The following is a 12,193-nucleotide window of genomic DNA, read 5'->3' on the forward strand; positions in this document are numbered from 1 at the left end:
ACATAACTATCTATAAAAGGAGAAATATTTATGAAAATGAATAGGCCTTTTACATGGCTATTTGTTGCGTTTGTTTCATGGTCTATTTTAAGCCTCACTGTTCTTACAGGGTGTAACAAGGTAGCGCTAACGAAGCATGAACCCATTACACAGCAAATGATAACCATGGTAGAGCATAATGCGGAATTAGAAGAAATGCTTGTAGAGTCAATTGAAAAGGCAAAAAAAATCAATCCCGATAAGGTAATGAATCCGGCCCAAACATTAGAAGAATATTATGCCTTTATCGATTGGGCGGCAAAGGCCATGCCCTGGTCGATTCTACCGAACCTTCCCTATCCCAAGTTATACGAACAGATCGATCAGAGTTTGGATTACTTCTATTTCATCAATGACCAACCGCTTGCCGAATTAAAAGACAAAGGCTATTACAACAATTCACTTCAATACCATGAACCCTATCGTACATGGTTGATCAACTTTACAAAAGAATGGGGTATGTATTTAAGCACTAAGGAGTCGTGGAATAATGAGTACTACAAAAAGGCCCTGGCTGATGAAAGGTTCGGATTGCAGAACGGCTGGTATGAAGATCCGTCAAAATGGAAAACATTCAATGATTTTTTTGCAAGGTTTCTGAAATCCCCCGATCAACGTCCCATCAAATCTCCAAATGATCCGTCAATTGTCACATCTCCCGCCGATTCAACGCCTCAGGGTGTATGGAAAATAGATAAAAATTCCAATATTGTGGCTAAGGGCGGCGTCGCCATCAAATCCAATATTTTCAAATCCATCAAGGTTCTTATCGGTAAAGACAGCGCCTATAAAAATGAATTTGCCAATGGTACCTTAACCCATACCTTTCTCGATGTGAACGATTATCATCGCTATCATTTTCCCGTGGGCGGGACAATAAAAGAAGTGCGCATTATTATGAGCGATGATGCGGCCGGCGGTATTACAAAATGGGATGCTCAACGCAAGAAATATGTTCTTGAGTCTAAAACTCCCGGTTGGCAAAATATTGAAACACGGGGTTGCCTGATTATTGAAACGGAAAAGTACGGCCTGGTAGCCTTGTTGCCCATAGGAATGTCACAGGTATCGTCCGTTAATTTTGAAAATACCTTCACGATAGGCGATACAGTCAAAAAGGGAGACATGCTTGGATATTTCCTCTTTGGCGGTTCAGATTTTGTACTGCTTTTTCAAGATAAAGTTGATTTTAAATTAACCGTATCACAAGACGATAATAACAACTATCAACATCTTTTAATGGGTGAAGAATACGGTAAACTTACATTAAAAAAATGAAAGGAGATAAAAAGATGTGCATAAAGTTAAATTTTATCAACCAATCGAATGACAGTAATAATTCAGAAGTCGTCATATTTCAAAAAAACGCCAATACCGACTTTGACGAGTTGGCAGTGGCCTGGACAGTCATTAAAAACTGCGGCATAGGAGACCATCATCCTTTTGTATATCCTCACAAAATGACCATAGCCGCTTCCGACAGTTACGGGAATTATACGCCCCAACTTAATGCCGAACCCGGTCAGTTATTTCATGTTGCGCTGCAACCCTCCGGCAATGAATTATCCTATGTCGGCCCCGGCAGCAGCCCAAAGGAGGTTCAGTTAAGAAACGATCTGCAAAAAGGCGCAATTAATGCCTACATATACAAAGACGGTAAGGTTCTGGCCCAAAAGACAGGCATCGCTCCCGCTCAAATGGCCGTCTTTGAGTTCAAACCCACCCTTTGGATAGGGGTAGCTTCTGAAGTGGAGGAGGGACAAACGATGAACTCGGCCATCATATCCAATATCAATACAGAGCTTAATCTCCTCGGCATAAGCAGCGCCGACATTGTCATGAGGGGGGGAGGTGCAGGCTCAAGCGCTACGCCATTTACCTTTACCCTGGAAAATGTCACCATGGCACAACGTGCTCAGCAAGCATAGACATAATAGCTGACAGTTAAAAGAAGTCAATTTAAAGGGCATCCCTCCTTCCTGGAGGAGATGCCCTGTCTTTTTAACTTCACTGCATTACTCTACAGTCTCTTTACTTCCACTCAATACACTGACCTGCACAGTCATCGATGGCCTGTTCCATATCATCTTTGCCGGCACTTTCCCATGAACCGGGAATAAGTTCCGACAGATCATCCTCATCCAATCTGAAAACATCAGGTAACAGATCCACGCAATTACCACACCCTGTACAATCACTTTTATCAACATAAATTTCTGAAGCCATTGTTCATCCCTCCTTTTGTTTATGGTTCCCCTTCCGACTCTTGCCGGAATCGTTTTTATATAATTCCATTATATAAAGGGGAAGATTAAGGAAAGATTAAAGAATCCACGCCCAGAGGACGTGCCCTTGCTTGAGCCCTAAAAGGGCTTGCTTTTCCTTCCCGTTAAAACGCAGCCGAGTGCAGCCGTTGACTGAGGATGAAGGGCACAAACTGTTTGAGCGAAGCGAGTTTTAGTAACTTAGAAATTTTTAATTTCGTAAAGGCACTTATCCTATTTAGGGCTTGTGCCCGCCGAAGGCAACGGTGGAAGGAGGGAAGCCGAAGGCCAAGTTTTTAGTAACTTAGAAATTATATCCTGTAAAAACACACAGGATATAATTTCGTAAAGGCACTTATCCGGTTTATCCGGGCTGAGCGGCCTTTCTTTTATTACTTTTCTTTGTACCCTCAAGGGGCATAAATCCAGCAAAAGAAAAGTAAAATTATTATGGCATAGCCTCTTAACTCTGCCCCGCTCAGAGGGCGGGGATTTAAAAGATTAATTAAAACATGTGGCGGATTACGCTTCGCTAATCCGCCCTACGCTAGCTGGTAATTCCACTTGTATCTCTATTTTGTCCACTCTTTACTATTTACTTTATTGCTTGTTTCATCTATTTTCATATTCAGCATAACTAATAATAGCAAGCGTAGAAACAATTCCTCTTTACATAACTTGAAGAAAGAAATAAATGCTTCCTCACAAAAATAATATTATCCATGTCTGCCCTCATTGCGGTGTTGAAAATATCAGGGCTGTTCAAGTGGAAGACTTAATGGGCCGTGAGAATGAAGGGGGAGTGGCTCTATGCTCTACTTGTAATAAAAACCTTTATCCTGACCGGAACCCGGAACTTTCGGACAGAGAAAATGAGGCAACGGGGAGTTTCAGCCTGCGTTTTTTTATCATTGCCGGTCTTCTAATGAGTCTCATGATTTATCTTAACAGGACTTTTGGTACGATCAGTTTCAAAGAAGATTCAGGACAGATTATTTATGAAATTATTATCATCCTTATTGTCAGTTCATCGCTCGCTTCCGGTAAAGTGCGGCAGAACTTCAGCTATCTTGCAATATGGGCAGGAATTTTCCTGATTGCAATGGTTGGATACAGTTATCGCTATGAGCTTTCGGAAGTTAAGGAAAAAGTTTTGGCCCAGGTCATTCCGGCAAAGGGATTTCAGAAAACCCCGCATTCTATCAGTTTCCCCCTCTCTTCTGATGGACATTTTTATATAAGAGCCCAGGTTAATGGGATTCCCATCATCTTTCTGGCAGATACCGGGGCAAGCGATATTGTGCTCTCCCTTGGTGATGCCGAAAAACTTGGCATTGAAACGGATAAACTCACTTTTGACCGCTTTTATGAAACAGCTAATGGAAGGGTTCGCGGCAGTTCAATCCGGCTTCGCCATTTCAAAACGGGTGAAATTATTATAGAAGAAATCAGGGCGTCGGTAAATGAAGCAAAAATGCGGCATTCACTTCTTGGTATGACTTTTTTTAAAAGATTGAAAAGCTATGAAGTGAAAGATGATGTGCTGACTCTGCATTGGGACGGGAAGTAAAGTAGGTTGGATTGAAGATTAACTCGTTCCCGAGCTCCGGCTTGGGAATGCAATTGATAAAAAGCTCCAGCTTTTAAAATCCCATGAGAGTAAGGAATAAATTAAAAGATAAAGGAGGCTTTTGCAAAACTCTTTGTCATCCCCGAAATGTTCAATCGGGGATATGGTTTTCTGTAACAAAACACCATATCCCCGCTTATACCCCAAGGGCACTTTGTCACTGCGTTCGGGCGTGCGGGAATGACAATTATTATTACTTTTTGCATGAGCCTCAAAAGCATCATTTTTAACATTAGTATTCATTATAATCCAGTTAAGCAGGGACATGTGGACAAATCGGATGATTGGTTTTATTAAGGTGTGAAGGTTTAAAGCAGAGCTTCTTATGCACTAGCGTTGTTCCCAAGCTGGAGCTTGGGAACGAGTTGAAAAACCTCATAAAATAAGAAACCTTTTAGTTCATAATTTATCTTATAAAATGCTTTCATATTAAAACCGGACAATATCGTACTGTTATATCCGTACTTATATACACTGCTTGTAGTGAAGTGTTTGGCAGTCAATTTAAATAACCCTTTTCATAAGCACAGATCATGAAAAAATTTAAAAACAACATTCTTATTCTCTTTGCACATCCGGCATTACAAAATTCCCGGGTCAACAGGGAACTTATCAAGTTTGTCACAGACCTCGATGGAGTCACATTCCATGATCTTTACGAGCTATATCCCGATTTCCACATAGATGTTAAACACGAACAGAATCTACTGCTGGAAAAGGATATTATCGTCTTCCATCATCCGCTCTTATGGTTCAGCGTCCCGGCAATATTAAGAGAGTGGATGGATCTCGTTCTTCAGCATATGTGGGCATACGGTAAAACGGGAATGGCCCTGAAAGGGAAAAAGCTCTTTAACGTTATCACCGTGGGAGGCAGAGAGTCTCTCTTTCAGCATGAGGGCTATCATGGTAATACAATGATTGAGTTTCTTGCGCCAATACGGCAGGCTAGTCGTGTGTGCGGAATGGATTATCTACCGCCTTTTGTTGTCTATGGAACACGTACGATCACAAAGGAGGAGATAAAAAAACAGGGAGAGAACTATCAGAAAATCATATTATCTCTCCGTGACGGCACCTTGGATCTTGATGCCCTACAGTCACAGCAAAAATTTAACCAGAATATAGAAAGCATAATTACTACCTAAAGGACGATTCATTGCAAGAAGACGGTTTATTTTTTCAGGCATTTGTCTATCTATCTGCTGCGGTCATATCAGTCCCTGTTGCAAAGCGGCTCGGACTCGGTTCCGTTCTCGGCTACCTCATCGCCGGTTTTGCCATCGGCCCCTTCGGCTTTCAGCTAATCGGAGAAGAAGGGCAGGATGTGATGCACTTTGCCGAATTCGGCGTTGTGATGATGCTCTTTCTCATCGGTCTTGAACTGCAACCGTCGCTCTTGTGGCGTCTTCGCGGTCCAATTCTCGGAATGGGAGGCTTGCAGGTTACCCTGACAACGGGGGCAATTACATCGATAGGCATATTTTTTGGGCTCCCACTTGAGTCATCTCTGGCAGTGGGTATGACCCTAGCTCTCTCCTCTACGGCAATTGTACTTCAGACCTTGAACGAGAAGGGACTCATGAAAACCGATGCCGGGCAGAGCGCTTTTTCAGTTCTCTTGTTCCAGGATATCGCTGTCATTCCCATGCTTGCCATTATGCCTTTATTGGCAGTAAAGACTGCCGGAGTGGTAAAGGGAACGGCAGAGGCCCATGGTGGAGGTACAACATGGGTTGAAGGCCTTTCCGGCTGGGGACAAGCCCTTATGGTAGTCAGTGTCATTGCCTTTATCATCATTGCGGGACTTTTCCTGATACGCCCTTTTTTCCGTTATATCGCAAAAACGAGATTAAGAGAACTCTTTACCGCTGCAGCCCTCCTGCTGGTCATCGGTATATCCCTGGTTATGACAAAGGTTGGCTTAAGCCCGGCTCTCGGGACATTCCTTGCCGGGGTTGTTCTGGCTAACAGCGAATACCGTCATGAACTTGAGGGAGATATTGAGCCTTTTAAAGGACTGCTTCTTGGATTGTTCTTTATTGCTGTAGGAGCATCGATTGATTTCACTTTGATTACAGAAAAGCCGGATCTTATAGGTATGCTTGTAGCAGGTCTTATCATCCTTAAACTAGTCATTCTCCTTATTGTCGGCAAAATATTTAAAATCAGACGTGATCATAATGTCCTTTTTGCATTCTCTCTTGCTCAGGGTGGAGAATTTGCCTTTGTTCTCTTTTCCTTTGCCGTACAAAGCCATGTTATCGATAATACCATTGCAAATCCTCTCATTGGAGCAGTGGCCCTTTCAATGGCCCTTACGCCTCTTGCATTGATCGTTAATGACAAATTAATCCAGCCCCGCTTTGGTACTCATGAAAAAGAGGAGATAGAAGCAGACAGCATCGACGAAGAAAATCAGGTTATTATTGCCGGATTTGGGAATTTCGGCAGTATAGTGGGGCGCCTGCTAAGGGCAAATGATATCGGCATAACAGTTCTCGAGCATGATTCCGACAGGGTTGAACTCCTGCGCAAATTGGGGCTTAAGGTTTTTTTCGGTGACGCCTCCCGAAAGGACCTTCTTCATTCGGCGGGAGCGGAAAAGGCCCGCATATTAATACTTGCATTTAATGATCATGGAAAAACAATCGATATTGTACACATGGTAAAAAAGCACTACCCCCATCTGACAATTTTTACCCGTTCATCAGGAAGAACGGAAGTTTTTGAACTCCTTGACGAGGGTGTACACCATGTCTATCGTGAAACATTCGATACGTCACTAAAGGTCGGCATCGATGCACTTACCAGCCTCGGTTTCAGGGCATATCAGGCACAACGTGCCGCCAGAACATTCAGACATCATGACGTCGATGCAACTGAAGTCCTGCGGCACGTGCATCATGACAAAAAAACCTTCATCACTCTGGCCCGACAGCGGATTGAAGACCTGGAACAGCTTATGCTCTCCGACCTGAAGGACGCAGAAGAGCATCCTGATACAGGTTGGGATACGACATACGTTATGAAGGAGTTCGGAGAGAAAAATCAGGAGAAAGAGAGTTAAGGCAGCGCAGAAAAAGGAGACAGCACGCGTAGATACTGCAATAAAAAGTTAGCGGTGCCCAACCCCGATATCCCCCCACTGCATTTTTATCGCTCTTTACACAACTTTTACATTCTTCCGCTACTATTAACTCAACATAGTGAGGGGAAAAGGGAACGCTTGCAAATACTCAGTAATTGTGTCCCACTTTATAAGTAATAAAGGATCACGTCTAGGCATTTGTCAAACTCCCGGGCATCACTTTACTTTATCCAGACTACCCGCTGCTCCTAAGGTATCAATATATTTTACCAAAATATGATTCTGTCAACGTTCAGGCAGATTAACTGTAAAAAGCAACACCTCCTTTCAGGTGATTACGGCAATAATCAGGCATAAACCCTTTAACGTTTAATACAATTTACATGCGGCGGATTATGCTTCGCCACTCTGCCCTGCACGGCCTGCATGAGCAATTTTTTTGTCGGCATGATCCTGTAATGCAGCGGCAAAACCTATGGGCCCTTCGTTGGCATAGGTCATTGTACCCTTTAGGGTCTTCCCGGCGTCGCTCGATGAAATATCAATAGCCACTACATTTTGGTTGCTGCGCCCTCCAATGAGCCATGTTCCACCGGGGTGCCAGGGCGCCGATGAACCACCCCATTGGTTTTGTACCTGATAGCTATTATTGCCGCGCAGTGTAGCAGTGAAACCAATAGGACCTTCACCGTCATAAGTCATAGTACCCTTTAGCGTTTGACCGCCATCAGCAGAGCTTGCTTCCAACTGCACAACATGCTGACCGTTACGGCAGCCCATAACCCAGGTGCCGCCCGGGTGCCAGGGTGCCGATGAACCACCCCATTGGTTTTCCACGAGATAGTTATTATGGATTAATCCATAGAGTGCCTGCTGCTGGGTTTGCTCAAACATAAAGTTTTGTGAGTTTAATCGCCAGTTAATGTATGAATTAAAATGATTGTTGCTGATGTTAAGTTCATAGCCATTAAGCGCTGTTTGAAAACCCACGTGCCAAATGTCAGAGGTAGGTCCGCTAGCTTCAAATTTAACGCCATAACCAAATAACTGCTGCTTAACATGAGGAAACTGTAATGGCAGGCCGGTGCTGAAATACATTTGCAGGTTTACAAAGTCCAGATAGCTGTTGATTGTATCCGTATCCGTATTGGCATTGCTGGCAGGCGAAATTGAGCAATAGTATTGTTCACTTTGCTTTTGAAACAGCTGGCCTACAGCAGTGAAAAGAAGCTTGAATTGTGTTTGGGTCACCTCGTTACACATTGGCCATTCCCAGTCAATATCAAAACCTGACAGGCCGTAGTGCTGCATATACTTCAAGAGGTTTGCGGCGAAATTTTCAGCATTTTGCTGAGGGGTATATTCAGGGTTTGAGAAGATATTCGATACCTGGCCACTGTCATAGCCAACGGTAACGCCAAACTTCATATTGGAGTTGTTGTTTTTGGCATCTACCAGTATTTTATCCATATACTCCTGATTGTGCGGCAAATTGCCCATCTGGATGGTGTATGACGAGCCATCGCCGGAGGGTATGGTAGTACTGCTGGTGGGGACTGTTTCTACAAAGCACATATACAGTATATCTATGGATTGGTAGATATTGTTTTGAATAAGTGTCTGGTAACAACTGTCTGAGCTATTGTAATTAGTACCTGCCGGTTCATCCTCATTCAGAAAAATCCAGGCATTCACAAGGTTATTTGGTGTGGTGTTTTGCATATTCTTTACCTCATTATTTTAAACGTTCAATAAAGAAAAAAGGACTGCAATCGATAATGCTAACATAAGAAATATCTTATTCACCTCCTTTCTTTATTAATATGAACACAGGGTGATAAACCTTTAATGGACAATCAATTTTCCCTATACCTATAAAATTAATGAGCAAGCACATTTTTATTGCGCCTGCATAGTCCTTCACTTCAGCCTTATAAAACAAGCGAGACAATATCAAAGAATTGATATCTCTCCTGGCTGGCGTTAAGATTTTCGGGGAATAACCCACAAAGGCTTTTTTACCTTTATTGAAAAGTAAAAAAAAAAGAATTCCCACCCCAAAATAAAAATTACCACCTATTTTCAGGATTGCAAGTCTTTATAAATTTTTTATTAATAATTTCAATTAGCAGGTATGGAAACAAAAGGATTTTCTTTTCTAATAAAGAAGGAAAAAGGGCAAAAAACGAAAAGTAAATAACGTTCCTTCTGCTTTGCCTCGCTTTGTCCCTTTTCCACGCAGACATAAAAAATTTGACAAGCTCAAATACAGCAGCTTTACTTTAGACTATACGCGGATATGGTGTTCGCAAAGTCTACAGTAAGGCAGGCACAGCGGCGCCTTGTCTGACTCATTTAAACAGCCGTACCATTTAAAGGAGGGGAAAATGGCAATTCTGAGTTTCAATGGACGTGTAAACATTGCAGTACGAATAGTAACGGAAAAATACCCGGAGGCAAAGCTCTACGAAGCTGATGGAACAGCATCAGGCGGTCCGACGACGGACCCTGCACAGATTGACCGGTTAAGAGTCGTTTTTCGTAATACAAACAACACTACAGTTATTATCACAGAGACGGGCTATGGTGAATTCGGCGAACCGCAACTTATCCCGTCACCCTGGTGTGAAGATGTTATTATCAACTGGCCCGTCAATATGGATCTTCCGCAGGCCAATGAACTGAAGGAAAAGGCGGGCTACAAGAATCCCTATGGCGCCGTTACCCTGAGAAACCCTTTAGGGCCAACCATCGGTAATCCTTATTTTATTTTTGGAGGAGACCCTTTTAAGCCCTATATTTTTGTCGATACGGTCACCGGCGATGTACATATCGGCAACAGAGCGATTGAAAAAGCCGGCGCATCCATTTCAGCTGCCACCGCATAAATGCAAGATAAGGGCAAGAAAGAAGAAAGGCGAAAGTAACTGTGCTGCCCTGGCAAGCGCAGGATAATTGTAAGGCTCTGAAATCCATCATATGAATATTCTTCCTTTTATCAGGTATACAGCCCTGCCCCTATTATTTTTGCATCGCCGGAATTCGATAAATATTTAAAATAACCTTTTTCATTCACGTCTGGCCAAGGGGACCTAATCCGCCTGGCCAGACCTTTTAACAATATATTTAATGAACCCTTCTCACAACTTAATCCTTTAGATGCGCCACTCATGAATAAACTGAGAAACAGGGAGTAACAATTTAAACAAATTCAGCTTGACACCAGACAAATGTCGGTTCATAATAGACTTATGTCGTAAACTCTAATCCGGAGAGGAAAAGCTATGGGAAAAACAAAGGGGGTTAAAATGAAAACAGCAGAGACGATAGCCGGCAAGTTAGCTTCCTGTGAGGTTAGTATTGCAAGCGTACTGGGCGGCGCAAAATTTCTTCATAAAAAAATTGAAAATCGCCTCGATTTAGTTAACCTCGTCGATGAGGGTATCAGCAAAGCTTCCCTTCTTCACCTTGCAAGGTATCTCCATTTTTCAACAAAGCAAATGGCGGAGGTTTTGCCTGTTACAGAACGGACCATACAACGCTATGATAATGAAAAACAGTTTGCGCCTGTCGTTTCCGATCATATTCTGCAAATTGCCGAAGTGAGCGCCAAAGGAACGGCTGTTTTCCAGGACAAAATAAAATTCCTCTTATGGATGAATAATCCTTGCACCTCATTTGCCAATAAAACACCAAAGAGCCTGTTAAAATCCAAGTTCGGAATAGATATGATTTTAGATGAATTAGGCAGGATCGAACATGGTATTTTTTCTTAATGCAGGTCTATAGAATATCCAAAACGGACTATATCAATAATCTTACCGGCGCCGGAGCTGAAACCTATGGAGGCAGGTGGAACCGGAAAGGAACAAGGATGGTTTACACTGCCGAAAGCAGGTCACTGGCAAGTGTCGAATATCTCGTTCATGTCCCCTTTGCAATAGTGCCCTATGATCTGAGTATTGCATCCATTGAAATTACCGGCGAGATAAAGGCTCAACAGCTTGAGCAATCTGCATTACCCAAAAACTGGAGAGAATTTCCAGCGCCCAATTCACTGGCAACAATCGGGTCCGACTGGGCAAAGTCGAGAGACTCACTGCTCTTACGCGTACCATCTGCTGTTGTTGATGATGAGTTCAATATCCTTATCAATCCACTCCATCCCGACTTCCACCGGGTAAAAGTTAAAAAAACCAAAGAATATACTTTTGATTACCGTTTGCTTCGAAACTAATTAGTGTCCATTATTCCCACCTTTACACCTATTGCCTCCCCGCCCGGGATATGTTAATAATACTATCATGGAAAAAGATAAGGGAAATATAGCGCTCGCTGCAAAGGTAATTGAAGAAGCCCAGGCCATTTTTATTACGGCAGGCGCCGGCATGGGCGTCGATTCGGGCCTTCCCGACTTTCGTGGTAATGAAGGTTTCTGGAAAGCCTATCCCCCCATGAGGAAGCTGGGCATCTCCTTTGCCGAAATGGCCAATCCTCAATGGTTCAGGACCGATCCGGAATTTGCCTGGGGCTTTTACGGCCACAGGTTGAATCTGTACAGGCAAACCGAGCCCCATCACGGTTTTACAAAACTCCTGGAACTTGGCAAGAAAAAAAAAGGAGGCTACTTCGTCTTTACCTCCAACGTAGACGGACAATTCCAGAAAGCCGGTTTTGATGGTATAAAAATCAAGGAATGTCATGGCTCCATTCACTACCTCCAATGTGCCGACGGCTGCGGTGAGGCCATATGGAATGCCGACGAGACACATGTTGATGTTAACAGTGAAACCTTCAGAGCAAGAAAACCGCTGCCCGCCTGTATTCACTGCGGCGCACCGGCGCGCCCCAATATCCTCATGTTCGGTGACTGGGGCTGGCTGCCCCACAGGACTAATGAACAGAGCTATCACCTCTCAAACTGGCTCAATAACATACGCGCAAAAGAAATGAAACTGGCTGTTGTGGAAGTCGGCGCAGGCCATGCCGTGCCAACGGTAAGAATGCAATCGGAACAGGCGGCAAGAGGGTGCAGCGGAACATTAATCCGCATTAACCCGAGGGACGATGACGTCCCGCCGGGACACCTGGCCATCCCCCTTGGTGGCGGGGAAGGGATCAGGGCGATTATTGACAGGATGGACAGGACTTAAGTGGACATAGCATGGC

Annotated in this window: 11 protein-coding genes; 9 read left to right on the top strand and 2 right to left on the bottom strand. The window is 43.5% G+C overall.

The genetic code is table 11. From position 1 onward, the window contains the following. Nucleotides 1-30 precede the first annotated feature (30 nt). Both OEV42_08315 and OEV42_08320 read left to right on the top strand, forming a co-directional pair. Complete coding sequence (locus tag OEV42_08315) at nt 31-1,317, top strand: phosphatidylserine decarboxylase (GenBank protein MDH3974268.1); 1,287 nt, start codon at nt 31-33, stop codon at nt 1,315-1,317. A gap of 14 nt (nt 1,318-1,331) precedes the next feature. Continuing rightward, complete coding sequence (locus OEV42_08320) at nt 1,332-1,967, top strand: hypothetical protein (GenBank protein ID MDH3974269.1); 636 nt, start codon at nt 1,332-1,334, stop codon at nt 1,965-1,967. Nucleotides 1,968-2,070: 103 nt separating this feature from the next. On the opposite strand, the gene OEV42_08325 is transcribed toward OEV42_08320, so the two are convergent. Next, nucleotides 2,071-2,265: a ferredoxin gene (locus tag OEV42_08325; protein MDH3974270.1), complete on the bottom strand. Its 195-nt coding sequence runs from the start codon at nt 2,263-2,265 to the stop codon at nt 2,071-2,073. A gap of 732 nt (nt 2,266-2,997) precedes the next feature. Between OEV42_08325 and OEV42_08330 the strand changes: the two genes are divergently transcribed. The 3 genes from OEV42_08330 (at nt 2,998) to OEV42_08340 (ending at nt 7,003) form a co-directional block, all read left to right on the top strand. After that, nucleotides 2,998-3,873 carry a TIGR02281 family clan AA aspartic protease gene (locus OEV42_08330; GenBank protein ID MDH3974271.1) on the top strand — a complete coding sequence of 292 codons (876 nt, stop codon included), beginning with the start codon at nt 2,998-3,000 and terminating at the stop codon, nt 3,871-3,873. A gap of 593 nt (nt 3,874-4,466) precedes the next feature. Beyond that, a complete protein-coding gene (locus OEV42_08335; protein MDH3974272.1) occupies nt 4,467-5,081 on the top strand; it encodes an NAD(P)H-dependent oxidoreductase in 615 nt (204 codons plus the stop codon). A gap of 11 nt (nt 5,082-5,092) precedes the next feature. Then, a complete protein-coding gene (locus tag OEV42_08340; GenBank protein ID MDH3974273.1) occupies nt 5,093-7,003 on the top strand; it encodes a monovalent cation:proton antiporter-2 (CPA2) family protein in 1,911 nt (636 codons plus the stop codon). Nucleotides 7,004-7,417: 414 nt separating this feature from the next. On the opposite strand, the gene OEV42_08345 is transcribed toward OEV42_08340, so the two are convergent. Beyond that, complete coding sequence (locus tag OEV42_08345; GenBank protein ID MDH3974274.1) at nt 7,418-8,746, bottom strand: glycosyl hydrolase family 18 protein; 1,329 nt, start codon at nt 8,744-8,746, stop codon at nt 7,418-7,420. 665 nt (nt 8,747-9,411) lie between these two features. Between OEV42_08345 and OEV42_08350 the strand changes: the two genes are divergently transcribed. The 4 genes from OEV42_08350 (at nt 9,412) to OEV42_08365 (ending at nt 12,177) form a co-directional block, all read left to right on the top strand. Beyond that, complete coding sequence (locus OEV42_08350) at nt 9,412-9,912, top strand: hypothetical protein (protein ID MDH3974275.1); 501 nt, start codon at nt 9,412-9,414, stop codon at nt 9,910-9,912. 420 nt (nt 9,913-10,332) lie between these two features. Next, the gene (locus tag OEV42_08355) at nt 10,333-10,800 is read left to right on the top strand and encodes a DUF2384 domain-containing protein (protein MDH3974276.1); all 468 of its coding nucleotides are present in this window, start codon (nt 10,333-10,335) and stop codon (nt 10,798-10,800) included. After that, on the top strand, nt 10,800-11,261 hold the full coding sequence (locus OEV42_08360) for an RES family NAD+ phosphorylase (GenBank protein MDH3974277.1): 462 nt from the start codon (nt 10,800-10,802) through the stop codon (nt 11,259-11,261). The genes OEV42_08355 and OEV42_08360 overlap by 1 nt, the downstream gene beginning before the upstream one ends. Nucleotides 11,262-11,328: 67 nt before the next feature. Further along, nucleotides 11,329-12,177, top strand: a complete 849-nt coding sequence (locus OEV42_08365) for an NAD-dependent deacetylase (GenBank protein MDH3974278.1) — start codon at nt 11,329-11,331, stop codon at nt 12,175-12,177. Nucleotides 12,178-12,193 lie beyond the last annotated feature (16 nt).

The sequence above is a fragment of the Deltaproteobacteria bacterium genome, assembly GCA_029860075.1.
Taxonomy (GTDB): Bacteria; Desulfobacterota; JADFVX01; order JADFVX01; family JADFVX01; genus JAOUBX01.